The sequence below is a fragment of the Nonomuraea sp. NPDC048826 genome, assembly GCF_043198225.1.
Classification (GTDB): domain Bacteria; phylum Actinomycetota; class Actinomycetes; order Streptosporangiales; family Streptosporangiaceae; genus Nonomuraea.
This window is the reverse complement of sequence record NZ_JBICUQ010000006.1, coordinates 525,055-549,807: the sequence shown is the minus strand read 5'-3', so window position 1 is coordinate 549,807 and position 24,753 is coordinate 525,055. Positions and strand designations below refer to the sequence as shown.

The 24,753-nt window shown below is 69.9% G+C and carries 22 protein-coding genes and 1 riboswitch; of the genes, 11 read left to right on the top strand and 11 right to left on the bottom strand.

Going from position 1 to position 24,753, the window contains the following annotated elements:
- The first annotated feature begins 82 nt into the window (after positions 1 to 82).
- Positions 83 to 1,540: a bifunctional lysylphosphatidylglycerol synthetase/lysine--tRNA ligase LysX gene (lysX, locus tag ACGFI7_RS24320; protein ID WP_393408611.1), complete on the top strand. Its 1,458-nt coding sequence runs from the start codon at positions 83 to 85 to the stop codon at positions 1,538 to 1,540.
- Here the strand turns inward: lysX and ACGFI7_RS24315 are convergent.
- The gene (locus ACGFI7_RS24315; RefSeq protein WP_393408370.1) at positions 1,537 to 2,718 is read right to left on the bottom strand and encodes a cytochrome P450; all 1,182 of its coding nucleotides are present in this window, start codon (positions 2,716 to 2,718) and stop codon (positions 1,537 to 1,539) included. The genes lysX and ACGFI7_RS24315 overlap by 4 nt on opposite strands.
- Positions 2,719 to 2,909: 191 nt before the next feature.
- Here ACGFI7_RS24315 and ACGFI7_RS24310 point away from each other — a divergent pair, with 191 nt between their 5' ends.
- Positions 2,910 to 3,122 (top strand): LuxR family transcriptional regulator, encoded by a 213-nt coding sequence (locus tag ACGFI7_RS24310; protein ID WP_393408367.1) that lies wholly within the window; start codon positions 2,910 to 2,912, stop codon positions 3,120 to 3,122.
- Positions 3,123 to 3,137: 15 nt separating this feature from the next.
- Here the strand turns inward: ACGFI7_RS24310 and ACGFI7_RS24305 are convergent, their stop codons facing one another.
- The gene (locus ACGFI7_RS24305; protein ID WP_393408365.1) at positions 3,138 to 4,124 is read right to left on the bottom strand and encodes a C40 family peptidase; all 987 of its coding nucleotides are present in this window, start codon (positions 4,122 to 4,124) and stop codon (positions 3,138 to 3,140) included.
- A gap of 7 nt (positions 4,125 to 4,131) precedes the next feature.
- Positions 4,132 to 4,284, bottom strand: a riboswitch (cyclic di-AMP (ydaO/yuaA leader).
- A 287-nt stretch (positions 4,285 to 4,571) separates the two neighbouring features.
- Between ACGFI7_RS24305 and ACGFI7_RS24300 the strand changes: the two genes are divergently transcribed.
- The 6 genes from ACGFI7_RS24300 (at position 4,572) to ACGFI7_RS24275 (ending at position 12,710) form a co-directional block, all read left to right on the top strand.
- Positions 4,572 to 5,129, top strand: coding sequence for an amino-acid N-acetyltransferase (locus ACGFI7_RS24300; RefSeq protein WP_393408362.1), 558 nt, complete (start codon positions 4,572 to 4,574; stop codon positions 5,127 to 5,129).
- 205 nt (positions 5,130 to 5,334) lie between these two features.
- On the top strand, positions 5,335 to 6,507 hold the full coding sequence (locus ACGFI7_RS24295; RefSeq protein ID WP_393408359.1) for an RDD family protein: 1,173 nt from the start codon (positions 5,335 to 5,337) through the stop codon (positions 6,505 to 6,507).
- Between the two features lie 108 nt (positions 6,508 to 6,615).
- Positions 6,616 to 7,104 (top strand): RDD family protein, encoded by a 489-nt coding sequence (locus ACGFI7_RS24290; protein ID WP_393408357.1) that lies wholly within the window; start codon positions 6,616 to 6,618, stop codon positions 7,102 to 7,104.
- 513 nt (positions 7,105 to 7,617) lie between these two features.
- Complete coding sequence (locus ACGFI7_RS24285; RefSeq protein WP_393408354.1) at positions 7,618 to 7,950, top strand: Lsr2 family protein; 333 nt, start codon at positions 7,618 to 7,620, stop codon at positions 7,948 to 7,950.
- 1,018 nt (positions 7,951 to 8,968) lie between these two features.
- Positions 8,969 to 11,470: an ATP-dependent Clp protease ATP-binding subunit gene (locus ACGFI7_RS24280; RefSeq protein WP_393408352.1), complete on the top strand. Its 2,502-nt coding sequence runs from the start codon at positions 8,969 to 8,971 to the stop codon at positions 11,468 to 11,470.
- 301 nt (positions 11,471 to 11,771) lie between these two features.
- The gene (locus tag ACGFI7_RS24275) at positions 11,772 to 12,710 is read left to right on the top strand and encodes a TIM barrel protein (protein ID WP_393408350.1); all 939 of its coding nucleotides are present in this window, start codon (positions 11,772 to 11,774) and stop codon (positions 12,708 to 12,710) included.
- Between the two features lie 220 nt (positions 12,711 to 12,930).
- Here ACGFI7_RS24275 and ACGFI7_RS24270 read toward each other — a convergent pair whose 3' ends face one another.
- Positions 12,931 to 13,401: a MarR family winged helix-turn-helix transcriptional regulator gene (locus ACGFI7_RS24270; protein ID WP_393408347.1), complete on the bottom strand. Its 471-nt coding sequence runs from the start codon at positions 13,399 to 13,401 to the stop codon at positions 12,931 to 12,933.
- Positions 13,402 to 13,461: 60 nt separating this feature from the next.
- Here ACGFI7_RS24270 and ACGFI7_RS24265 point away from each other — a divergent pair, with 60 nt between their 5' ends.
- Positions 13,462 to 13,869 carry a cupin domain-containing protein gene (locus ACGFI7_RS24265; RefSeq protein ID WP_393408345.1) on the top strand — a complete coding sequence of 136 codons (408 nt, stop codon included), beginning with the start codon at positions 13,462 to 13,464 and terminating at the stop codon, positions 13,867 to 13,869.
- A 167-nt stretch (positions 13,870 to 14,036) separates the two neighbouring features.
- Here the strand turns inward: ACGFI7_RS24265 and ACGFI7_RS24260 are convergent, their stop codons facing one another.
- Complete coding sequence (locus ACGFI7_RS24260; protein ID WP_393408342.1) at positions 14,037 to 14,909, bottom strand: A/G-specific adenine glycosylase; 873 nt, start codon at positions 14,907 to 14,909, stop codon at positions 14,037 to 14,039.
- Between the two features lie 79 nt (positions 14,910 to 14,988).
- Here ACGFI7_RS24260 and ACGFI7_RS24255 point away from each other — a divergent pair, with 79 nt between their 5' ends.
- Positions 14,989 to 15,657 carry a hypothetical protein gene (locus ACGFI7_RS24255; RefSeq protein ID WP_393408339.1) on the top strand — a complete coding sequence of 223 codons (669 nt, stop codon included), beginning with the start codon at positions 14,989 to 14,991 and terminating at the stop codon, positions 15,655 to 15,657.
- Positions 15,658 to 15,673: 16 nt separating this feature from the next.
- On the opposite strand, the gene ACGFI7_RS24250 is transcribed toward ACGFI7_RS24255, so the two are convergent.
- The gene (locus tag ACGFI7_RS24250) at positions 15,674 to 16,162 is read right to left on the bottom strand and encodes a carboxymuconolactone decarboxylase family protein (RefSeq protein WP_393408336.1); all 489 of its coding nucleotides are present in this window, start codon (positions 16,160 to 16,162) and stop codon (positions 15,674 to 15,676) included.
- A 125-nt stretch (positions 16,163 to 16,287) separates the two neighbouring features.
- Here ACGFI7_RS24250 and ACGFI7_RS24245 point away from each other — a divergent pair, with 125 nt between their 5' ends.
- On the top strand, positions 16,288 to 17,172 hold the full coding sequence (locus tag ACGFI7_RS24245) for a sigma-70 family RNA polymerase sigma factor (protein WP_393408334.1): 885 nt from the start codon (positions 16,288 to 16,290) through the stop codon (positions 17,170 to 17,172).
- Between the two features lie 174 nt (positions 17,173 to 17,346).
- On the opposite strand, the gene disA is transcribed toward ACGFI7_RS24245, so the two are convergent.
- The 6 genes from disA to ACGFI7_RS24215 all read right to left on the bottom strand — a co-directional run bounded on the left by disA (position 17,347) and on the right by ACGFI7_RS24215 (position 24,706).
- Positions 17,347 to 18,429: a DNA integrity scanning diadenylate cyclase DisA gene (gene disA, locus ACGFI7_RS24240; RefSeq protein WP_393408331.1), complete on the bottom strand. Its 1,083-nt coding sequence runs from the start codon at positions 18,427 to 18,429 to the stop codon at positions 17,347 to 17,349.
- A gap of 916 nt (positions 18,430 to 19,345) precedes the next feature.
- On the bottom strand, positions 19,346 to 20,752 hold the full coding sequence (gene radA / locus ACGFI7_RS24235; protein ID WP_393408328.1) for a DNA repair protein RadA: 1,407 nt from the start codon (positions 20,750 to 20,752) through the stop codon (positions 19,346 to 19,348).
- Positions 20,753 to 20,790: 38 nt separating this feature from the next.
- Entirely contained in the window at positions 20,791 to 23,217 is a 2,427-nt protein-coding gene (locus ACGFI7_RS24230; RefSeq protein WP_393408325.1) for a M20/M25/M40 family metallo-hydrolase, read from the bottom strand.
- Positions 23,218 to 23,288: 71 nt separating this feature from the next.
- Positions 23,289 to 23,594 carry a thioredoxin gene (gene trxA, locus ACGFI7_RS24225; protein ID WP_393408323.1) on the bottom strand — a complete coding sequence of 102 codons (306 nt, stop codon included), beginning with the start codon at positions 23,592 to 23,594 and terminating at the stop codon, positions 23,289 to 23,291.
- Positions 23,591 to 23,965 carry a MerR family transcriptional regulator gene (locus ACGFI7_RS24220; RefSeq protein WP_393408321.1) on the bottom strand — a complete coding sequence of 125 codons (375 nt, stop codon included), beginning with the start codon at positions 23,963 to 23,965 and terminating at the stop codon, positions 23,591 to 23,593. The genes trxA and ACGFI7_RS24220 overlap by 4 nt, the downstream gene beginning before the upstream one ends.
- A 42-nt stretch (positions 23,966 to 24,007) precedes the next feature.
- The gene (locus ACGFI7_RS24215) at positions 24,008 to 24,706 is read right to left on the bottom strand and encodes a class I SAM-dependent methyltransferase (protein WP_393408319.1); all 699 of its coding nucleotides are present in this window, start codon (positions 24,704 to 24,706) and stop codon (positions 24,008 to 24,010) included.
- Positions 24,707 to 24,753 lie beyond the last annotated feature (47 nt).

Below are 24,753 nucleotides of genomic sequence, written 5' to 3'. Positions count from 1 at the left end.
CCCCTGCAGGGCACCGACGAGCCCTTGCAGGCGGCCGTATCCCCTACCCTTTGGTGGTGTGAGTGACGAACTTCCCGAGCAGATGCGCATCCGGAGGGAGAAGCTCGACCGCCTTCGCGCCGAAGGCGTCGACCCTTACCCGGTGAGTTTCCCCCGCACGACCACCAACGCGGAGGTCAGGGAGAAATACCAGGGCCTGGAGCCCGACACCGCCACCGGCGACCGGGTCGGCGTGGCCGGGCGCGTCATGCTCAACCGCGTCGGCGGCAAACTCTGCTTCGCCACGCTGCGCGACGGCGGCGGCGACCTGCAGGTCATGATCTCGCTCGACAAGGTGGGCGAGGAGTCGCTCGCGTCCTGGAAGCGCGACGTCGACCTGGGCGACCACGTCGGGGTCGAGGGCGAGGTGATCACGTCGAGGCGCGGCGAGCTGTCCATCCTGGCCGACCGCTGGCAGATCACCTCCAAGTGCCTGCGCCCCCTGCCGGAGAAGCACGTCGGCCTGACCGACCCCGAGGCGCGGGTCCGCCAGCGCTACGTCGACCTCATCGTCAACGACGACGCCCGCAAGATGGCCCGCATCCGCAGCGCCACCGTGCGCGCGGTGCGCGAGTTCTGGCACGAGGAGGGCTACCTCGAGGTCGAGACGCCCATGCTGCAGCCCATCCACGGCGGCGCGGCGGCCCGGCCCTTCGTGACCCACATCAACGCCTACGACATGGAGCTCTACCTCCGCATCGCGATCGAGCTCTACCTCAAGCGGCTCGTGGTCGGCGGTCTGGAGAAGGTCTTCGAGGTCAACCGCAACTTCCGCAACGAAGGCGCCGACTCCACGCACAACCCCGAGTTCACCATGCTCGAGGCCTACGGCACCTACCTCGACTACCACGACATGGCCGACCTCACCCAGCGCATGTACCAGAAGGCCGTGGTGGCCGCGCTCGACACCACCGTGGTCGTCCACGACGGCGTCGAGGTCGACCTCGGGCTGCCCGAGTGGCCCCGGATCAAGCTCTACGACCTGGTGTCCGGCGCCGTGGGCGAGGAGGTCACCACCGAGACCCCGCTGGAGCGCGTCCGCGCCCTGGCCGACAAGCACGACGTCCAGTGGGACCCGAAGTGGGGCCAGGGCAAGCTCGTCCAGGAGCTGTTCGAGGAGCTCGTCGAGCACACCCTGATCCAGCCGACGTTCGTGATGGACTACCCGGTGGAGACCTCACCGCTGGCCCGCATCCACCGCGACGACCCGCTGCTGACCGAGAAGTGGGACCTCATCGGCTTCGGCACCGAGCTCGGCACCGCCTACTCCGAGCTGATCGACCCGCTCGACCAGCGCGGCCGGCTGGAGGCGCAGTCCCTCCTCGCCGCCGGCGGCGACGTCGAGGCCATGCAGCTCGACGAGGACTTCCTGCAGGCTCTTGAGTACGGCATGCCCCCGACGGGCGGCATGGGCGCCGGCATCGACCGGATGATCATGGCCTTCACCGGCAAGAACATCCGCGAGACCATCCTGTTCCCGCTGGTCAAACCCACCCGTTAACGGTTGAGCCGGACCGGCAGCCGGGCGAGCCCGCGCAGCACCAGGTTCTCCCTGTACGGGGGATCCGGGTCGGCAAGCTCCAGGTCCGGCGCCGTTCCGGCCAGCGCGGCCAGCGCCACCTCGCCCTCCAGCCTGGCCAGCGGCGCGCCCAGGCAGAAGTGGATGCCGAGGCCGAACGCCAGATGCCGGCCCGGCGCCCGCCCCACGTCGAACCGGTCCGGGTCGGGGAAGACGGCCGGGTCGCGGTTGGCCGCGCCCACCAGCGCCATCGTCATGGTGCCCGCGGGCACCATGACACCGTCCAGCTCGGCGTCCGCCAGCGCGGTGCGCGCCGTGAGCTGGACCGGCGGGTCATACCTGAGCACCTCCTCGACGACCTCCCTGGGCCGCTCGGCCGCCTCCCGCAGCACTCCGTGCCTGACCAGGTTGAGCACGCCGTTGGCGATGAGGTTGACGGTCGTCTCGTGCCCGGCCACGAGCAGCAGCACGCACGTGGCCAGCAGCTCGCGCTCGGTCAGCTCCGAGACCTGGACGAGCGCGCTGAGCAGGTCGTCGGCGGGCCGCGCGCGCCGCAGCGCGATGAGGCCCTGGAAGTAGTCGTGGAACTCGCGCCGGTCGCGCTGGGTGCGTTCGGCCAGCTCGTCGCTGACGATCGGGTCGAGGCTGCGGGCCAGGGTCTGGCTCCAGCCGCGGAACCGTTCATGGTCCTCGGGCGGCACCCCCAGCATCTCGCTGATCACCATGACCGGCAGCGGGTAGGCGAAGTCGCGGACCAGGTCGGCCTCGTCGGGCAGCGCGGCGATCAGGTCCGCGGTGATCGCCTCGATGCGCGGGCGCAGCCGCCGCACCATGCCGGGCGTGAACGCTCTGCTGACGAGCCCGCGCATGCGGGTGTGGTCGGGCGGGTCCATCATGAGGAACGACCGGACCGGCTCGTCCGGTCCGCCCGCCGGAGTGGGGCCGTGGCCGAACCGGGGGTCGCGCAGGATGGCCGAGCACAGCTCGTGGGAGGTGGCGACGAGCAGCCCGCCGCGCGTCCGGTAGCACGGCCGTGGAAGTTTCCCGTAGGTGGAATACGGGTCACGCAGGAACCCGTCGTCGTGCGGATCGAAACCCAGCAGGTCGCCGGCTGACGAGGCGGGCGTCGGCGCGCTGTCAGAGGCGTTGTGATCGATCATTGTGCCGCGAAATGTGCCGACATATGGCGAGTACTTCATGTACATCGGATCATGTCAATGGCTGTCGTCAAGTGCGGCAGATCTCGTGCTTGACGGTCTTTCCTGGATGCGTTTACGTAGTCCGGGACGAGCAGCCATTTGCTCGGGCCGGGACGTCACCGAGTAGTGCTGTTGGTGGGGGAGGGCTCCAGATGGATGTGCTCAGTGAAAACGTCGAACTGAGCCATGCAGATTTGGCGTTGCTGGCGGAGCTCGCCAGAGGCGTCACGGTCGACCGCGTGGGGCGGCGCCTTGATTGCAGCGGCCGTACGGTGCGCCGAAGACTGAGGGGGATCTGCGACCGGATCGGCGTGGCCACGGCCATCGAGGCCGTGGCCTGGGCGGCGCGCCGCCAGCTGATCTGACCCGCCGCCGGGCGGTCAGTCGGCGATGCGCACCGCGCCGGCGTAGGGGCGCCGGGCGATCGAGGCGATGCGGACGACGTCACCGGTCTGCGGAGCGTGCACCATCATGCCGCCGCCGAGGTAGATGCCCACGTGGTGCAGGTCGCTGTAGAAGAAGACCAGGTCGCCGGGGCGCAGCTCCTCACGTGAGATGTGCCTGCCCGCGGTCCACTGGTCGCCGGTGTAGTGCGGCAGCGAGATGCCGACGCGCTGGTAGGCGGCCATGACCAGGCCGGAGCAGTCGTAGCCGTTGGGGCCTTCCGCGCCCCAGACGTACGGCTTGAGCTGCTGGGTGAGCGCCCAGCGGGCGGCCTGGGCGGCCTTGCCGTCGCCGGCGATGGGGAGGTTGACCTTGACGGCCCGGGTGCCGGGCCGTCCGGCCTCGCCGAGCGCGCGCTGGAACAGCCGGCTCTCGACCTTGGTGACGAGTCCGGAGATCCGCTCGCGCTTGGCGCCGAGGTCCTCGACGATCTCGTTGACCTCGGCGATGCGCTTCTCGGCGCCGGCCCTGGCGCGCTCGGCGGCGTTCATGGCCTTGGTGAGCTTGAGCACTTCCTCGGCCTGCTGCTGGCGCAGGGCGTAGGTGGTGGCCGCGCGGTCGAGGTAGGTGTCGGGGTCGCCGCTGCCGGCGAAATTGAGCGTGCGGTTGAGGCCGCCGGACATGTACTCGGCCTCGACGAGCAGGGTCGCCTTGGTCTTCTTGGCGGACAGGTCGGCCTCGCTGTCGGCGAGTCTCTTCTTGGCGTTCTCGACGGCCTTCTGGGCGGTCTTGAGCTTCTCGCGCTGGCCGTTGTACTGCTCGGTGAGCGTCTCGATCTCCAGGTGCATCTTCTCCACCTTCTCGGAGAGCTCCTTGAGCGAGGGTTCGGGGTCGGCGGCGGCGGGACCGGCGGAGACGGCGAGCACCAGGGCGGCGAGGGCGGCGCCCGCGATGGCCATCCTGCGATCGCGCGTGCGCTTCACCAATCAAAGCTCCTTCCGTTGGCGCCGACCGAGTTAGCTGACGGGTTCGGGCCGGAGCAGCCCTACCGAGCGAGCTGCTCGGATTCACCCCTGGTGGCGCTGCTGGAACGCCGCCGACGGGTCCCCGGCTCCCCTTGCGGGGATTGGGCGCGTCTCCGTGCGACATGCACGGGGACATCGACGCTGGACACTAATGCACCCCGGGTTCCTGCTCAACCGGAACTGCCGAGTCTGTAGAGGTTTCACAACCGACAGGTCACAAGGTGATCTCGCGGACCCGCGTCCAGCAAAGACTTTATGTCGTCTTTGCCCTAGCTCGATCCGGGCGTGAACCTGGAGGAAACCTATAACGGCCTGCGTCGTCCCATCGGTCACGAGACGTTACAAGTTGGACGGAAGTCCGGGGTTAGGGGTGAGCCGTAATCGCAATCGGTACGCTGGATAGCCATGGAGCAGGTCGCGGAACGTCCCCTACCCGAGACGGAGGTCCTGGTCCGGCGTGCCCGGACTCCCGATGTCAAGGCCATCAAACTGCTGGTCGACACCTATGCGGGAGCCGGTCCGCGACTGCTGGAGAAGGCCGCCGTCACCCTGTACGAAGACGTGCAGGAGTTCTGGGTCGCCGAGCGCGACGGCAGGGTCGTGGGCTGCGGCGCGCTGCACGTGCTCTGGGAGGACCTGGCGGAGATCCGCACCGTCGCGGTGCACCCGGAGGCGCGCGGGCTGGCGATCGGACACCGCATCGTCACCGCTCTCATCGCCACGGCGAAAGAACTCGGGCTAAGGCGCGTATTCTGCCTCACGTTCGAGGTCGACTTCTTCGCGAGGCACGGATTCCGTGAGATCCAGGGCACCCCTGTCTCGCCCGAGGTCTACGCGGAACTCCTGGCCTCGTACGACGAGGGCGTGGCCGAGTTCCTGGACCTGGAACACGTCAAGCCGAACACCCTGGGCAACACCAGGATGTTGCTTCACCTGACCTCGGGTGATACGGATCTTGACTGACAGAAAAGGTGATTGTTGATACCCATGTCGATACGTTGTCCAGGACAGGCATGTGCCCTGACACGTGCCACATGCGCACGCGAAGCGAGGTGACACGGTGAGCACCGGACAGCCGCCGTATCCGCAGGATGAATCCGGCGAGAATCATCCTGGATACGGGCATAACCCGGGACGCCCCCAAGGCGAGGATCCCGACGCGACGGTCGTGGGCTATCGGGCCGACGACCCTTACGGCCAGGGCCAGTACGGCCAGCAGCAGCAGTACGGCCAGCAGCAGTACGGGCAGCCGGGTCAGCAGGGCTACGGCCAGCAGGGCGCGTCCCAGCCGGGCTACGGCCAGCAGCCTGACTACGGTCAGCAGGGCTACGGCCAGCAGGGCTCCTCCCAGCCTGACTACGGCCAGCAGTACGGTCAGCAGCCGCAGTCCCAGCCGGGCTACGGTCAGCAGCCGCAGTACGGCCAGCAGGGCCCGTCCCAGCCTGACTACGGTCAGCAGTACGGTCAGCAGCCGCAGTCCCAGCCGGGCTACGGCCAGCAGCCGCAGTACGGCCAGCAGCCCGCCTCGGGTCAGCAGGGCTACGGGCAGCAGGGCTATGGGCAGCAGGGTTACGGTCAGCAGCCCACGTCGGGCCAGCAGGGCTACGGCCAGCAGCCCGAGTCCCAGCCGGGCTACGGGCAGCAGTACGGCCAGCAGCCCACGTCGGGCCAGCAGGGCTACGGCCAGCAGCAGTACGGGCAGCAGGGTTATGGTCAGCAGCCCCAATACGGACAGCAGGGCTACGGCCAGCAGTCGCAGTACGGCCAGCCGGGCTACGGCCAGCCGGGCTACGGGCAGCAGTACGGTCAGCCGGTCGGCGTGCAGCCGCCGGGCGCCCCGGCGCCGCTGGCGGAGTGGTGGCAGCGGCTGGTGGCCCGGCTCATCGACTTCGTGCTGTTCGGCATCGTCTACTGGGTGGCGAACTTCATCCTCTACAGCCTGCTGTTCGTCTCGTACAACTCCGCGACGGGCGTCTCGTCGGGCTTCCTCACGTCGTTCCTCGCCGGTCTGCTGTTCTGGCTGGTGGTCGGCGGCATCTACGTGGCCTACGAGTACTTCATGACCAAGGCGAACGGGCAGACGCTCGGCAAGATGGTCATGGGGATCAAGGTCGTGCCCGTGGGGCAGGCGCTGCCGCCGGGCGGGCTGCCCAACGGCCTGGCGCTGAAGCGGGCGGCGGTCACCTGGGGCGGCTATGTCCTGGGGATCGTTCCGATCATCGGCTTCTTCGTGGGCTGGCTCGCGGTCGTGCTCAACTCCGTTTCCCACCTGTGGGACAAGCCGCTGCAGCAGACGTTCGCCGACAAGTTCGCCGGCACCGTCGTGGTGAAGATCAAGTAACCCGGGCAGCGCGGAAAACAGGGGCCGGTGATCCACCGGCCCCTGTTTTCGTGTGTGCCTCGTACCAGAATGGGAACGGTCGGGTCACTGATGGGGCGAGGTGAGGTTATGGGCGCGACGCCGCCACGGGCCGATCCGGTGCCCGCGGAATGGTGGGAACGGCTCGTCGCCCGGCTCATTGAAGCGCTCGTCTTCGGGGTGTTCTATTACATTCTGTTCATTGCGCTGTGGGGTATCTTCCGGACTGTCGGGCTGCTGGGGCTCTTCGAGGGCCGATTGCCCGGCGTGTTCGCATGGGTGTTCGTGGGGCTCGGTTATACGGTCTACGACTGGGTCACTCTTTCCCGAGGCGGGCGCACGTTCGGCAAGGCGATCATGCGCATTCGGGTGAAGCCCGCCCGGCTCGGGCCGCGTGAGGCGTGGAAACGGGTCCTGGGCTATCCGGCGCCGGCCGTCGTGATGGGGATTCCGGTGCTCAATGTGCTGGCCGGAATGTTCGTGTTCGCGGTGGGCCTGCTCATCCTGATGGACAAGCCGCTGCAGCGTGGGCCCCATGACAGGCTGGCCGGGACGCTGGTCGTTAAAGATCATTCCTGAGCGACGCCCGTCACGGCACGCTTTTCAGGAAACTTGAGGGAGATCCGGTAAGGGACCTGGAGAGACTGGCATTAGGCTATGGGGCGTCCGGGTTGCCGGATGTTGATGCCCCTGCCAGGCTATGGGCATCTGTGTGCCGCTATGGTCAGCGGTGCGAAGGTCGCCGGCCACGGCGACATCGGGCCGGTCAAGCCGTGTCCCGCCGCGCCGCGCGTGTATAAAGCGCCAGGAAACCCCCCGTCCGCTGTGGAGGCGAGGACGAATGGAAGTTGTCGGAGAGGTATTGTCGGCGCTCATCCCGCCGGTCGTGGTGGGGGGAGCCTTCATCTTTGGGGTCGTGAAGTTGGTGCGCGCGGAGGGTCCCGGGCGGCGGCCAAACCGGCAGGATCAGGCCGAGAAGAGCAACTGATCGACGACTCAGCGGAATCGTTGCTGAGCTGAATTGTCTTAACGTCTTTCCGGGTATATGTTTGGGCGAGCGAATGAAACAATGCTCCGGAAAGGATTGCGTAGATGGCCAAGCAGATCCAGGAGATTCTCATCGATGACCTCGATGGGGGCGAGGCCAATGAGACGGTCAGCTTCGCTATTGACGGCGCTTCCTATGAGATTGACCTCAGCGACGTTAACGCCAAGAAGCTGAGGGACGCCCTCTCGCCTTTCGTGCAGCACGCTCGCAGGGCAGGGGCCGTCACCACGCGCCGTCGAGGCCGGGGTGGGCAGCGGGCGATGAGCCGCGAGAAGAGCGCCGAGATCAGGCAGTGGGCCAAGGCTCACGGTCTGCCCGTCAGCGAGCGAGGCCGGATCGCCTCCACCGTCGTCGAGAAGTACGAAGCGGCTCACTAAAGAGAGTCGTGGTCGACCATGCGCTTATGCCGCTCGCCTAAGGACCCCGGCGACCGCCATAAGCGCATGATCGTGAGGGCGAATCTCAGATCGTGGACACTTTGTTCCGGCGATCTTGGGTTTCGCCTGAAAGTGGGCATTTGGGTCTTCGCATCGAACCGTCGAGCGCGTGCTTTTGACGGTTTTGTCGGGGATGGCGGGGCTCCAGCGCTTTCGGGCGGTCTGGGGCCCCATCTCTGTATCGCGGCTTCTCTGAAGAAGTCCTGTGAGTGATCGCGTGAAGTCTCTTCGGGTATGGCGCCATCGCGGGCCGTGAAGTCGGTCGCGGGCCGGTGAAGTGGCGCACAGTCTGGGGAAGTCGCCCGTGCGGTCTTCGGAAGACGTATCTCTCAGGAAGACGTACGTCTCAGGAAGTGATCCGTGCGGGCCTGCGGAAGTCGTACGTCTCCAGAAGTGATCCGTGCGGGTCCTACGGGAAGTCGTACGTCCTGTTCGGGTAATGGGCGCGCTCCCAAGGTTCCCTATCACTCGCCCCGCCCGCACGGCCCGACGATCGCGCAACTCTGGTAACGGCGCTGACCAGACCGGGATTTCGCCCTGGGTGATGCGTTCCACATCCGCTTGGCCGCCGTTTGCATCGCCGCATACCATGGCAGGAGCAAGAGATACGGACGCGGCGTCTCAGGGCGCGTGGCATGACGACGGGCGCCGACCCGCCCCAAGGGCCGGCCCGACGGACGTTCCCCAATCGCCGATCCGTGTGATCTGCCAGCGCCGCCGGCGGCGAATTAGCCGCAGTCACCCAAGCGTCCTAAACCTCGTTCGCTTGCGGCGTATCGGGAACACGTCACCCCCGAACCATAGTTGGATGGAGGGTGAACGCCCTGCTCTCGGGGAACGCTCTCTGCTATAGAGCGTGTCAGCGGCAGAGGGCACGGTTCGCCGAGCCAGGGCTAGCATGCGGGATGACGGGACCGGATTTACCGGCCTGACTGACCGCTCTGTGAGGAGCGACGAGATGTTCGAGAGGTTCACCGACCGAGCGAGGCGTGTTGTCGTCCTGGCCCAAGAAGAGGCCAGGATGCTCAACCACAACTACATCGGCACTGAGCACATTCTTCTTGGTTTGATCCACGAAGGTGAGGGCGTGGCCGCCAAGGCTCTGGAGAGCCTCGGCATCAGCCTTGAGGGCGTGCGTCAGCAGGTCGAGGAGATCATCGGCCAGGGCCAGTCGGCTCCGTCGGGGCACATTCCCTTCACCCCGCGGGCCAAGAAGGTCCTCGAGCTGTCGCTCCGTGAGGCTTTGCAGCTGGGTCACAACTACATCGGCACCGAGCACATCCTGCTCGGGCTCATCCGTGAGGGTGAGGGTGTGGCCGCCCAGGTGCTGGTCAAGCTTGGAGCTGATCTCAACCGGGTCCGGCAGCAGGTGATCCAGCTGCTCCACGGTTACCAGGGCAAGGAGCCGGCCGCCGCGGGTGGTCCCCAGGAGTCGGCCCCGTCCACCTCCCTGGTGCTCGACCAGTTCGGCCGCAACCTGACCCAGGCCGCCCGCGAGGGCAAGCTGGATCCGGTCATCGGCCGCGAGAAGGAGATCGAGCGGGTCATGCAGGTCCTCTCCCGGAGGACCAAGAACAACCCGGTGCTGATCGGCGAGCCCGGCGTCGGCAAGACCGCCGTCGTCGAGGGCCTGTCGCAGAAGATCGTCAGGGGCGAGGTGCCCGAGACGCTGAAGGACAAGCAGCTCTACACGCTTGACCTCGGCGCCCTGGTCGCCGGCTCCCGCTACCGCGGCGACTTCGAAGAGCGCCTGAAGAAGGTGCTCAAGGAGATCCGCACCCGCGGCGACATCATCCTGTTCATCGACGAGCTCCACACGCTCGTGGGTGCGGGCGCCGCCGAGGGCGCGATCGACGCCGCCAGCATCCTCAAGCCGATGCTGGCCCGCGGCGAGCTGCAGACCATCGGGGCCACGACTCTCGACGAGTACCGCAAGTACCTCGAGAAGGACGCCGCGCTGGAGCGCCGCTTCCAGCCGATCCAGGTGGCCGAGCCGTCGCTCAGCCACACGATCGAGATCCTCAAGGGTCTGCGCGACCGCTACGAGGCGCACCACCGCGTGTCCATCACCGACGGCGCGCTGGTGGCCGCCGCGCAGCTGGCCGACCGCTACATCAGCGACCGCTACCTTCCCGACAAGGCGATCGACCTCATCGACGAGGCCGGCTCGCGGATGCGCATCCGCCGCATGACCGCGCCGCCGGACCTTCGCGAGTACGACGAGAAGATCGCCAACGTCCGCCGCGACAAGGAGTCCGCGATCGACGCGCAGGACTTCGAGAAGGCGGCTGCCCTCCGCGACCAGGAGAAGCAGCTCCAGCTCAAGCGCGAGCGCCGCGAGAAGGAGTGGAAGGCCGGCGACATGGACGTCGTGGCCGAGGTGACCGAGGAGCTCATCGCCGAGGTCCTCGCCACCGCCACCGGCATCCCGGTCTTCAAGCTGACCGAGGAGGAGTCGCAGCGCCTGCTCCGCATGGAGGACGAGCTCCACAAGCGGATCATCGGCCAGGACGACGCCATCAAGGGCCTGTCGCGGTCCATCCGGCGCACCCGCGCCGGCCTGAAGGACCCGCGGCGTCCCGGCGGCTCGTTCATCTTCGCGGGTCCCTCCGGTGTCGGTAAGACCGAGCTGTCCAAGGCTCTGGCGGAGTTCCTCTTCGGCGACGAAGACGCTCTGATCAGCCTCGACATGTCGGAGTTCATGGAGAAGCACACCGTCTCGCGGCTGTTCGGCTCGCCTCCCGGCTACGTCGGCTACGAGGAGGGCGGTCAGCTCACCGAGAAGGTGCGGCGCAAGCCGTTCTCCGTGGTCCTGTTCGACGAGATCGAGAAGGCCCACCCCGACATCTTCAACTCGCTGCTGCAGATCCTGGAAGACGGTCGCCTGACCGACGCCCAGGGCCGGGTGGTCGACTTCAAGAACACGGTCATCATCATGACCACCAACCTCGGCACCCGTGACATCTCCAAGGGCATCGGGGTCGGGTTCGCGAAGTCCAACGACACCGAGTCCAACTACGAGCGGATGAAGGCCAAGGTCCAGGAGGAGCTCAAGCAGCACTTCCGGCCCGAGTTCCTCAACCGTGTCGACGACATCGTGGTCTTCCACCAGCTGACGCCGAACGAGATCATCAAGATCGTGGATCTGATGCTCGCGCAGGTGGCCGACCGGCTGAAGGACCGCGACATGGGGCTCGAGGTGTCGCCCGACGCCAAGCAGCTGCTCGCCGACCGCGGCTACGACCCGGTCATGGGCGCGCGGCCGCTGCGCCGTACGATCCAGCGTGAGCTGGAAGACTCGCTGTCGGAGAAGATCCTCTACGGCGAGCTCCGTCCGGGGCAGGTCGTCAAGGTGAGCATCGAGGGCGAGGGCGACGACGCCACGTTCGTCTTCGTGGGCGAGAACGTCAACCAGGTGCCCGACTCCGCGGCTGCCATCGCCGGTTCGATCCAGAACTGACGGATTTCCGGGAAACCCCCGCGTGCTCCGGCACGTGGGGGTTTTTCGTGTCCGCTCACCGGAAGTGTTGCCGAATCGTTGGAGCTCCGACTAGCCCGCCACCGGAGGTAGTACTACACTGTGTAGAGCTTCGCCAAGTCCTGTCCAAGTGATTCGCAAGAGCGAGTCCCTACGGTCGGGGCTGCTCCCTGGGGAGTAGTAAGGAATCAACCCAGGGCTGACGCGCACGCCGCTCACGAGCCGCCATGCTCGGAGTGCACCAGCGGGCGAGGGAAACCAGTGGAAGTCGTGGAGGAAGTCGATGCGCCTGCGTCACGATGACGGAACGCTCGTTCACCTCGCCTACAACGCAGGCGTGCACCCCGCGGAGGACCTGGAGAACCTCATCGCCCACCTCACCCGCTACGCCGTGCCGGTGCGTAAGCGGCTCGGCGTCGAGCGGATGGGGATCGGTCTGTGGCTCTCGCCGACCGTCGCCGACCACCTGACCGCCGACCGCATCGAGCTGGTCCGCCTGCGCCGCTCTCTTGAGGAGCGCGGCCTGGAGGTCGTCAGCCTCAACGGCACCGGCGGCCGCAACCAGGAGGCGCCCGGCCCCGACTGGGCCAAGCCCGAGCGCTACCGCTACACGATGGCGCTGGCCAAGATCCTCGCGTTCCTGCTGCCCGACGACGTCCAGTCCGGCAGCATCTCCACCATCCCGATCGGCTGGCGCCGCGACTGGCCGTCCGACCTGCAGACCATCGCCACCCGCCGGCTGGAGCGGCTCGCCCGCGAGCTACGCGGCCTCTACAGCGTCACCGGCAAGACGGTCAGGGTCGGCTTCGAGCCGTGGCCCGGCTGCGTGCTGGAGACCACGGAGCAGGCCCTGGAGCGGGTGCGCGGCATCGACTCCGACCATCTGGGAGTCTGCCTCGACGCCTGCCACCTCGCCGGGGGCGCGGAGGAGACCGGCGAGGCGCTGCGCGGCCTGGCCAAGACCGGCGCACCGGTCGTCAAGCTCGGCCACGTCCACCACCACACCGGCGGTGCGCCCAACCCCGGCAGCGTCCTGCACGACACGCTCACCGCGATGCTCTCCGGCGCGGTCACCGGCAGCGCGCACATCGAGGTGGAGACCCACAACCTGGCGGTCCCCGGCCGCGCCAAGGGCCCCGGCGCCCTGGTCTCCCTGCTGGCCCAGGAACTCGACTGGGCCCGCACCAGCCTCACCAACCTGGGCCTCCAACTGGCCGCCTGACCTCCATTCCGAAGACCCTGGAGCGCTCCTGAGGGGGCGCTGCCGGGGTTTTCGTTCGTGTATGGGGGCCCGTGCTGGGGGCCTCGGCCGAGCTCTTTCGTTCGCGTACGGGACGCGTAGCGGAGGGGCCCGGCCGGATTCTTCTGTTTCGCGTACGGGACCGTACCGGAGGAGCTTGGCCGAGCTCTTCTGTTCCCGTACGGGACGCGTGCCTTGGAGATCAGGCGGTGCCGAACCAGCCGGGGACGTCGAGGCGCCACGGGTTGGCCGGGGTGAGCTTGCGGAGGTCGTCCTCCAGGGCGCGCAGGCGGTCCTCGCCCAGCTCGGTGGCCCAGCGGGTGCGCAGGTCGTCGAAGATGGCGGCGGAGCGGGTCAGGGCGTCCCGGCCGTACGGGGTCAGGCGGACGATCTTGCGGCGGGTGTCGGCCGGATCGCGGGTGCGTTCGACGTACCCGATGCGTTCCAGCGTCTCGATGGTCTTGCCCGCGGCCTGCTTGGTGACGCCGAGCGCGCGGCCCAGGTCCACCGCCGTCGTGCCGTCGGGGCCGATGGCCTGCATGACGAACCCGTACATGGGCCTGATGTCGGGATGCCCCTGACGGCCCAGCTCGGCGTGGAGCTCGTCGATGAGCGTCCGGAAGGCCATGAACAGGCGGAGCGGAAGCTCGAAGCCCGGTGGTGTGCTTGACACAATAGACAACCTGGTTCACTATCTAGACAACGACATTGTCTATCCTAAGGGAGCTTCCCCATGACCGTCATCCGTGACGCGCAGGCACGCCGGATCGAGACGCCCAACGGCACCATGACCACCCTCGCCTCGCCCACCCAGGGCGAGTCGGGCCAGGCGGTGTGGCGGGTGGACGCCACCCCCGGCTCGACCGGTCCGCTGCACGCCTTCGACACCGAGTCCGTGTGGACGTGGCTCGCGGGCACGTGCACCGTCCGGCTCGGCGCCGACCAGGTCGAGGTGGCGGCGGGCGACACCATGGTGCTGCCCGCGGGCGTGCTGCGGCAGCTCGTGGCCGACGAACGCGACGGGTTCGCCGCGATCGTGGCCGCCCCGGCGGGAGTCCAGGTCTACAACCCGGACGGCCTGGAGGCCTGCGACCTCGTCCCCGCGGGCACCGTCACCATGCCGCTGCTCTGGGCCGAATAGCCACCGGCCGGTGCTCGCCGCCGTCGCGATGATCTCGTACGTACGAAGCCTGCCCATGCCTGCCGGGACGCGGCGCGGGTCTGAAACCGCGCCAGGGATCAGGCAGGGGAGCGGCGTGGGTGTGGGGTCAGGGGGCAGGCGGCGCGGGTGTGAATCCGCGGCCGGGGTCAGGCGGGCAGGCGGTAGGTGCCGTCGTCGAGGACCTCGGCGAGGCCGTCGGCGATCAGGCCGTCGAGGGCCCGCTCGCGCTGTACCGCGTCGTCCCAGACCGCGTCGAGTGCCGCCTTCGGCACCGGGCCGTGGGCCTCGCGCAGGACGGCGAGGAGGCGGCCGCGGCACTGGCGGTCGGTGCCCGCGTAGGTCTGCCCCTTGCGGGCCGGGCCCGCGTGCGGCGGCTTGCCGGCGAGCCGCCACGCGCACACCGCCGCGATCGGGCAGCTCTCGCACCGGGGGACGCGGGCGGTGCAGACGAGCGCGCCCAGCTCCATCACCGCCACGCCCCAGCGGGCCGCGCCCAGCTCGGGGAGGAGCGCCTCGGCCAGGCGGCGTTCGGCGGCCGAGGTGGCCGTCGGGGGATACTCCTCGGCCCGTACCGCCCGGGCGAAGACCCGTCGCACGTTGGTGTCCAGGATCGCGTGCCGGCCCCCGTACGCGAAACTGGCGACCGCGGCGGCGGTGTACTCGCCGATGCCCGGCAGGGCGAGCAGCGTCGCGTGGTCGGACGGGACCTCGCCGTCGTGCCGCTCGGTGATGGCCGTGGCGCATGCGTGCAGGCGCAGCGCCCGGCGCGGGTAGCCGAGCCGCCCCCACGCCCGCACCGCCTCACCGGAGGGCTCCGCCGCCAGGGCCTTCGGGGTGGGCCAGCGGGTCATCCAGTCGTTCCAGGTCGGCAGCACCCTGGCCACCGGCGTCTGCTGCAGCATGATCTCGCTGACGAGCACTCCCCACGGAGACCGGTCGGGGGCGCGCCACGGGAGGTCCCGGGCGTTGTTTTCGTACCACTCCAGAATGGGAAGGTGTAGGAGTTTCGGCTCGATCACGCGGCCCAGCGTATGACGAGATGGCAAGGTCCGGCGTGTCGTCACCGCCCGTCATCAGATGGTTACCCATCCTGGCCACATGGATCCGGAAACCATGCGGGGAGAACCGGGACTCGGGGGCGACGTCTACTGGCGGCGGCGTATGAGCTTGCTCATCGCGGTGCTCGTCGTGGTGGCGGTGGTGGCGTGGGCCTGTTCCAGCTCGGGAGGCCCGGCCGAGACCTCGGACGCCAAGACCTCGCACAGCCCCGCCCCGGTCACGGACCCTCTGCTCGCGGGGCTGCGTACGCTGGCCATGGGAACGGCGAGCCCGTCCCCCACGCCCAGCCCGAGCAAGACCCCGCGCGCCAGGCGTGCGGGCGAGGCCTGCGAAGAGGACGACCTGGTGCTCCACCTCCAGGGCAAACAGGAGATCTACGCGAGCGGCACGCGCCCGCACTTCATCGTCACGGTGGTCAACACCGGGCCGGTGATGTGCAAGGCCGACGTCGGCCCGCGCGCCCTGGAGATCCGCATCACCTCGGGCGAGGATCGCATCTGGTCCACCGCCGACTGCGTGAGCGGGCCGGGGGTGGAGACGCGCGAGCTGGAACGCGGCGTGCCCTACGTCCGCGCCCTCGACTGGAACCGGCGCCGCTCCAGCGGGAGCTGCCGGGCGGACCCGCCCGACGCCCTCCCCGGGACGTACGTCGCGGTGGCCCGCATGGGCAAGCACCGGAGCCCCAAGGGCGTCTTCCACCTCCGCTAGGCGTCCCCGCCGAGGGTCAGCTCCGCCACTGCCGCGAGGGGGCCACCCCGGGCAGCGGCTTGCCGATCAGGGCCAGCGGCAGGAAGAAGCACACCTGGCCGATGGCCATGATGAGCGTGGCGAGCGCCTTGTCGTCGTAGTGCCCGGACGCTCGCGCGTACAGCTCGTCGGGGACTCGTTCAGCTCCCGCGCTCGGCGTCAGGACGGCCTCGACCAGCTCCAGCGCCACCCTCTCGGCGTCGCTGAAGTACGGCGCGTCCCGCCAGGAGACCACGGCGGTGATGCTCTCTTCCGTCGCGCCGGCCTGGCGCAGGTTGCGGGTGTGCAGGACGGTCAGGTACGTGCTGCCGACGAGCTGGCCGGCCCGCAGCTGGACCAGGCTGATGGTGGTCCGCGGGATCGTGCCGTTCGAGGTCGCCTTGTACAGGGCGCCGCCGATGTCCTTCAGCTCGGGGACGAGCGTGATGGGGTCGACGAGACGGGCCTGGGGCTCTGTGGTGGTCATGGTGGGTTCCCTTCCGTACGGTGTTCCGCCGCATTGACGGAACCCGCGCGGCGAAGGTGACCGGTCACCTTTCGGCCGTTCGCCACGTCAGCTGTATGACGTAGGTGAAGGAGAGGACCGAGACCGTGACGCACCCTGACTTCCTGGCCGGTGAGTTCGAGGGCCACCGCCCCCACCTGAAGGCGGTCGCCTACCGCATGCTCGGCTCGCTCACCGAGGCCGAGGACGCGGTGCAGGAGGCGTGGCTGCGGCTGGCGCGCTCGGACCCGGGCGCCATCGACAACCTCGGCGGCTGGCTGACCACCGTGGTCGGCCGGGTCTGCCTCGACATGCTCCGCACCCGCAAGGCCCGCCGCGAGGAGTCCCTGGAGGACCGCCTGCCCGACCCGGTGATCAGCCGTGACGGCGTGACCGACCCGGAACAGGAAGCGCTGCTGGCCGACTCCGTCGGGCTGGCGCTGCTGGTGGTGCTGGAATCGCTCAACCCGGCCGAACGGCTGGCGTTCGTCCTGCACGACATGTTCGGCCTGCCGTTCGAGCAGATCGCGCCCATCGTCGACCGCACCCCGGCTACGGCCAAGAAACTCGCCAGCCGAGCCCGCGGGCGCGTCCGCGGCGCGGCCCCGAGCCCCGACCCCGACCCGGCCGGGCAGCGCCGGGCCGTGGACGCGTTCCTCACTGCCGCGCGAGGCGGCGACTTCGACGCGCTGGTGTCCATCCTCGACCCCGACGTGGTGCTGCGCGCCGACAGCGGGGCGCTCGGCGGCAGGCAGGTCCTCCGCGGCATCACGGCCGTGGCCGGACGCGCCTCCACCTTCCAGCGCATGGCCACCGCCACCACCTGCCACCCGGCCCTCGTCAACGGCCAGGCCGGGCTGGTCAACACGCTGGACGGACGGTTGATCTCCGTCCTCAGTTTCACCGTCATGAACGGCAGGATCGCCGAGATCGACATCCTCTCGGACCCCGACCGTCTGTCCCACCTGAGGGTGACCGGGGTGGGGTTGTGACCTGCTGCGGGGCCGTGACGGCCGTGGGGTTGTGACCGGCGTGGAGGCGTAACCGGTGCGGGGGTGTGGCCGGCCTGAGGATGCGACTGGCGTGGGGTTGTGACCGGCCTGGAGTTCTGACCGCCGCCCGGGGGCGTGACCGGTTGTACGGGCCGTTCGGGATGCGGCAGGTGGTCAGACGTACCGTTCGAGGATCGAGGACTCGGCGAGGCGGGAGAGCCCCTCGCGGACGCTGCGGGCGCGGGACTCGCCGACGCCGCCGACGGCCTGGAGGTCGTCGATGCTGGCCGCCAGGAGCTTCTGCAGGCTGCCGAAGTGGTTGACCAGCCGGTCGACCACCGTGGCCGGCAGGCGGGGCACCTTGGCCAGGAGGCGGAAGCCGCGCGGGCTCACCGGGCTGTCGAGCTTCTCGCTGCCGTTGTGGCCGAGCAGGTCGGCGACCACCGTCAGGTCCAGCAGCTCGTTGCCGGACAGCGCGTCGAGATCGTGCAGGGCATCGGACAGGCGGCGCTGACGGCGGCCCGACGGGGCCGGGAGATAGTCGCGCACCACCAGCTCCCGCTCCGAGTCGACCCCGGAGACCAGCTCGTCGAGCTGCAGGGAGAGGAGCCGGCCGTCGGTGCCGAGCTCGACCACGTACCCCTTGATCTCGTCGGAGATCCGCCGCACCATCTCCAGCCGCTGCGCCACCGCCGCCACGTCGCGCACGGTCACCAGATCCTCGATCTCCAGGGCGGAGAGCGTGCCGGAGACCTCGTCGAGCCGGTGCTTGTAGCGCTCGAGGGTGGCCAGGGCCTGGTTGGCCTTGGACATGATGGCCGCCGACTCCTCCAGCACGTAGCGGATGCCGTCGAGGTAGAGGGCGATGATCCGCATGGACTTGCTGATCGCGATGATCGGCAGGCCGGTCTCCTTGGCCACGCGCTGGGCGGTGCGGTGACGGGTGCCGGACTCGTCGGTCGGGATGGTGGGATCGGGCACCAGGTGGACGGCGGCACGCACGATCTTGTCGTCGTCGCTGACGACGATCGCGCCGTCCATCTTGGCCAGCTCGCGCAGCCGGGTGGCGGAGAAGTCGACATCCAGATGGAAACCGCCGCTGCAGAGACGCTCGACGGTCTTGTTGTGACCCAGCACGATCAAGCCGCCGGTCTGCCCGCGCAGGATCCGCTCCAGACCGTCGCGAAGGGGTGTGCCCGGCGCCACTGCGGCCAGGGCTTCCCGACGACGGTCGTCAAGACTCCGGTCGTTTGGCACCTGACCCCCGTGTCGAAATAGTCAAGCTCAGCTTAGCTGCGCGGTCCCACTCTCTCCTCCGCCTTTGGGCGAGGCATACCACCGTAGCGACTCCCCTGGGAGTGATTTCAACGGCACCAGGGGGACGAACTTCACGTGAACCGATCCTTTGTCGGCCTTCCCACCACCAACACCTTTGCACCTTCGGAACGCCCCAGCAGTCCCACCACCCCTCCGGCAAGCTCCCGTCCCAGCCCACACGGTCAGGACCTCTGCGGGAGGCGGGAGGTGTGCGTGGTTCCGTAGCCCTCCGGGGTTTCGACGTGGTCCGGGTGGTCCGGGACGGCTGTGTCGCCGTCCCACACCAAGCTCCCGGCGTCAGCGCCGTCGTCTCCTCGCCCCAGGCTGCACGTTCTGGCCTTCCGGGGGAGTTGTGAGGTGCGTGAAAGCCCGAGTTCTGAGGTGGGTGGTCCGGTGGACCGCGACGGCTGAGTCGTCGCGCCTGGCAAGTCTCCGCGTCAGTGCTCCAAGTCCCGGAGTGAGCCGGGTGCTCCTGGGCTGGGTGGCGTGGCTCTGAGGTGGCCCGAGTCCAGGTTCCGAGGGAGGACAGGCGGCGTGGTACACGGGGGTGAGCCCGGGCAAGGCGGCGTGGTGCCGGGTGACCTGAGGAAGACGGTGCGTGCCGGCTGTCTCGGACGTAAGGGTGCGGCTCTGAGGTCTGGGGAGGCGGCGCGGCTCCAGAGGAGTTCGGCCCGAGGTGACGTGGTTCCGGGGTCGCTCAGGGGCGCAGTCCGGGCGTGACACCAGGTTCCGAAGTAGGTGCCCCGGTTCGGGGCGTGACACCAGGTTCCGGAGTAGGTGCCCCGGTTCGGGGCGTGACCCGGTTCCGAAGTTGGTGCCTCGGGCCGGGGGCCGGAGCGCGGTCTAGGACCGGGGGTCAGGTTACGTGGGTGAGGGCGTCCCAGACGTTTTCAGCTTCGACGACCTCGAAGCCGGGAGCGAAGGAGACGGGGCCGACCGGGACGAGGGAGCGTTGGCCGTTGGGCTTGCGGGGGCCTTCGTCGAGGGAGCCGCGGGGGACGAGGCCGCGTTTGAAACCGAGGCGGGCCGCTTCGGTGAGGCGGCGGCGGACGTCCTTGACGGGGCGGAGCTCGCCTGCGAGGCCGACTTCGCCGAGGGCGACCAGCCCGGGCGGGAGGGGTTTGTCGCCGGCGGCGCTGGCTACGGCGAGCATCACCGACAGGTCGACGGCGGGGTCGCTCAGCTTGATGCCGCCGACGGTGGCGGTGAAGACGTCGCAGCCGCCCAGCCGGGCGTTGAGCCGGCGCTCCAGCACGGCGAGGACCATCTGGACGCGGTAGGTGTCGAGGCCGGAGGAGGTGCGCCGGGGCTGCTGGGCCTCGGTGCGCGCCACGAGGGCCTGGACCTCGGCGGGCAGCGGGCGGGTGCCCTCGACCGTGACGGTCACGCAGGTGCCGGGCACCGGGTCGGTGCGGCGGGAGACGAACAGGCCGCTGGGGTCGGTGATGCCCTCGATGCCGCCCTCGTGCAGGTCGAAGCAGCCCACCTCGTCGGTGGGGCCGAACCTGTTCTTGATCGCTCGTACCATGCGGAGCCGTGAGTGGCGGTCGCCCTCGAAGTTGAGCACGACGTCGACGAGGTGCTCAAGGGTGCGGGGGCCGGCGATGGAGCCTTCCTTGGTGACGTGGCCGACCAGGACGGTGGCCATGTTGCGCTCCTTGGCCAGCCGCACGAGGTTGGCCGCGACCTCGCGGACCTGGGTGACGCCGCCGGGCACGCCGGTCGCCTGGGCGGAGCCGACGGTCTGCACCGAGTCGACCACGAGCATCCGGGGCTGGACCTTCTCCACGTGGGCGATCAGGGCCGACAGCTCGGTCTCGGCGGCGAGGTAGAGGTGGTCGCGGACGGCGCCGATGCGGTCGGCGCGGAGCCGGACCTGGGCGGCCGACTCCTCGCCGGTGACGTAGAGGACGGTCTCGCGCTCGGCGATGCGGGCGGCGGCCTCCAGCAGCAGCGTCGACTTGCCGATGCCGGGCTCGCCGGCCAGCAGCACGACCGCGCCGGGCACCAGGCCGCCGCCGAGCACCCGGTCGAGCTCGCCGACGCCGGTGGTGCGGGCGGCGGCGACCTCGGCCTTCACCTGGCCGATCGGCAGCGCCGGTGAGGTGGTGGCGCCGGCCTGGACGACGTGGGCGCCGGCGCGGCCGCCCTCTTCGTCGACGGTGCCCCACGCCTGGCACTCGCCGCACCGGCCCACCCACTTGGTGGTGCGCCAGCCGCACTCGGCGCAGCGGTATCCGGGCTTCTGCGCAGTCTTGGCCATGGCGAGCAGGCTAGCGGGCCGGACCGACATTCCGCCGATCAGAAGGTGTGGACGCGGAAGGCGGTTGCCGCCGGGGACATGTTCACCGTCTCAGGTTCGGGGGCGAACCCCGGCATGGAGGAGAGGTCGGGGGTGCGCTCGAACACCCGGACCAGGGCCGGGCCGGGGTGCAGGACGAGCGTGACCTCCAGCGGGCCGGGAGGGGCGTGATAGGTGAACCCGGTGGCCGTGGCCAGCTCCCGGCCGGCCACGGTGATCGGCCCGGCCAGAGAGCCGGGTGCGTCCGCGTCGGCCAGCGAGCCGGGTGCGTCCGCGTCGGTCAGGGAGCCGGGTGCGCCCGCGGCGGCCGAGGAGCCTGGCGTGTCCGTGCCGGGCGGGGAGCCGGTTGCGTCCGTGCCGGGCGGGGAGCCGGTTGCGTCCGTGCGGGGTGGGGAGCCCTTCGCGGGATCGGACGGCTCCATGGCGAGGCCCACGATGGGGGTGGCGCCGGACGGGGTCAGGCGGAGGGTGAGGGTGCGGAGGTCGCCGGTCGTCTCGTCCTTGAGCACCTGCACCTCGGGGGACTTCAGCGCCGCCGCCCGCGCGGGGGTGGTCGTCCACCCGTCGTCGCCGAAGAACCGCACGCTGTCTTCAGGCTTGGCGGCCTCGCCGCGCCTGCCCCAGAGGGCCTGCCCGGTCGCGGTGTCGAGCGCGTACGCCACGCGCGCCTGCCGGGGATGGGCCGCGTCGAAGCGGTCGACGGCCAGCCCGGCGGCCACCAGGGCGGCGGTGAGCGCCACGGCCACGGCGGGCGACCGCAGGGCGCGGCGGCGGTCGAGGGCGGGGAGGGCACGCTCGATCAACGGCAGCATGAGCAGCAGCATCAGCGCGAAGTGCGGGGCGGCGATCATGCCGCCGATCGTCAGGCCCACGTCTAGCGACGCCACGGCGGTGCCGCCGAGCAGGATGGCCGCGGGCACGAGCCCGAGGGTGAGAGCGACCACTGGCCCGAGTGAGGCACGCCATCCGGCCCGCGGGGCGTCGTCGGCGGAGGCCGGCTTCTGCGCCGTTCGGCCCAGGCGGAGGTGGACCAGCCAGCCGAGGGCGGCGAAGAGGGCGGGCCAGGTGAAGGAGTGGGCGCCGCCCGGCAACGCGGCGGCCGAGGCCAGGCCCAGGACGGCGACCAGGAGGACGCCGCCCACGGCCAGGGAGGCGGGACCGAGGCGGCGCAGGGCGACGCGGTAGGTCAGGACCACGGCCAGGGTGGCGACCAGGAGAGCCGCCTGGTAGAGCCACGGACGGTAGGGGTCGCCCAGGAGCAGGCCGGAATACTCGGGCCGGAACACCGCCAGCAGGGGCATCGTGGCGTAACCCAGGCCGGCGGCCGCCAGGACGGGCACCAGGGCCAGCCCGGTGGCGGCCGCTACGCGGGGAAGCGTGACGTCACGACGGAGGCGCAGCCGCCACACCAGCACTCCGGCGAGGACCACGGCGCCCGCCGCCAGCGGCAGCTCCAGCCCGAGGGGATAGCGCACCAGGAGACCCGGGACGGTGAAGTAGACCGCGTCCTCGCCCGTCCGCAGCGCCGGCAGGTCGGCGTCGGCCAGGGCGCGGACGAGGGCCAGCGAGTTGTCGCCCATCTGCTGGAGGCTGGCCCGGTCGAGGTGGGCGGGGTCGTCGAGCGGCGTGTGGTAGTAGGCGCCGCCGCCGATGAAGGCGGAGTCGAGGCCCAGCCAGCCGGCCTCGTCGAAGACGTGGAAGTCGGTGTTGTTGGGCAGCAGGGTCAGCAGGGCCGCGAAGGCCGAGTCGGCCGACGGATGCGGGACCGTGGCCCCGTACAGGGAGATCAGCGGACCCGCGCCGGGCGCGGCGCGGAACGTCTGGACGGTGCCGCGCACGCCGCGCGCCTCGTTGTTGACCACCACGACGGTGCCCTTGGCCAGGGGGTCCTCGCGGGCGAACGCCTCCGCGCCGAGCAGGCCCTGCTCCTCGCCGTCGGTGATGAGGAAGACGACGTCGTTCTTGTGGTCGCGGGGGAGCGCGCGGGCGACCTCCAGGATGGTGGCCACGCCCGCGCCGTCGTCGGCGGCGCCGGGGGCGGCGGCGACGGAGTCGTAGTGGGCGGCCAGCACGACGCGGCCGGTGGATGCGGTGCCGGGGCGGACGGCGACGATGTTGCGCATCGTGCCCATCGGGATCGCGCCGGTGTGGTCGATCGGGAGCACGCCGACGCCCTCCTGGACGCGGACGTCGAGGTCGAGGGCGCGCAACTCGGCCACCAGGTGGTCGCGGACGCGGGCGTGCTCGGCGGAGCCGGTCGGGTGGGGCGCCTTGGCGACGGCCTGGACGTGTGCGTACGCGCGCTCGGCGCTGAACGCGCCGGAAGGCGCGGACGCGCTCACCGGGCTGGGGGGTGCGAGGTCGAACAGGGTGAGCGCGAGCAGACCTGCCAGCGCCACGAGGCCGGCCAGGGCGGTACGGGGCATGGGCACACGTTAAGTCGTGGGACCGGGCGAGCGGATCAGCCCAGGGAACGAATCAGCGTCAGCCCATGGGATTACTCCAGGCCCAGCTCACGGACGAGCATGCGCTTGGGACGGGCGCCGACGATCTGCTTGACCGGGCGGCCGTTCTCGAACAGCAGCAGCGTGGGCAGGCTCATGACGCCGTAGCGAGCCTGGATGTCGGGGTACTGGTCGGTGTCGAGCTTGCCGATGGTGAGCCCGAGCTCGGCCTCGATCTCCTCCAGCACGGGGGCGATCATCTTGCAGGGCGGGCACCATTCGGCCCAGAAGTCGACCAGCACCGGCTTGTCGGCGCCGAGCACCTGCTCCTCGAAGTTGTCCGTGGTGAGCGTGATCATGTTTCTCCTCTGAAGAAGCAGCCTTCGCACGAGTCGGCGAGCTGCGCGGCGACCTCCGCCCGGCGCGCGAGCAGCACCCGGATGTCGTCGTCGATCTCGGCGAGCTTGCGCTGGTAGACGGCGACCGACTCGGGGCAGGACCCGCCGCTGTCGTGACCGGAGCGCAGGCAGTCGACGAACGGGCGGGTGTCTTCGAGCGTGAACCCCACCGCCAGCAGGGCGCGGATCTCCGACACCAGCCGGACGTCCTCTTCCGCGTAGTGGCGGTAGCCGTTGGCGCCCCGGCGGGCGCGCAACAGCCCGTGCTGCTCGTAGTAGCGGAGTGAGCGGGTGCTCACCCCCGTCAGCCGGGCCAGCTCTCCGATGCGCATGATGACACGGTAAACATTGACACCGGCGTCAAGGTCAAGCGCTCAGAAGAACCGCCAGCGCAGCACGTTCGGATAGGCCAGCTCCAGGCCGGGCGTCTCGGCGATGGCCTGCTCGGCGACCTCGGGGGCGAACTCGATGCGCAGCACCGCCTCCAGGTCGGCCCGACGCTCGAAGACCATGCGCAGGTCGAGCGGCCGCCGCTGCCAGCCCTGGCGGTCCCAGAACGCCTCCACCTGCGGCGCGGAGTAGGTCGGGACCGTGCGCTGGAACCACCGGCCGAACGCGCCCCTGGAGGCGTCGAGGTCGAGGACGAAGGCCGCGCCGCCGCGCCGCACCACCCGCGTCAGCTCGCGCAGGCCGGGCTCGCAGCCCGGACCGAAGAAGTACGCCCAGCGTGCGATCGCGACGTCGACCGAGGCGTCGGGCAGCGGCAGATCCTGGGCGGCGGCGTCGTGCACCTCGACGGAGGGGAGCACGGCGCACCGGCGCCGGGCGGCGGCGGCCAGGCCGCGGTGCGGCTCCACGCCGATCACCCGGGCCGCCTCGGCGGCGTAGCCGGGCAGGTGGTAGCCGGTGCCGCAGCCGATGTCGAGGAGGGTCGCGCCGCGCCACGGCCGCAGTTCGCGCATCGCCGCGCCGGCGGTGTCGCCGGGGTCGACGGCGCGGTTCTCCAGCTCGTACACGTGGGGTGTGTGCCAGATGTTGGGGCTCGGGATCGCGCCGCGGACCGTCCTGGGCATGCGACAACCGTACGGGGTGGCGCGCTCGCACCGGACATCCGGCTTAG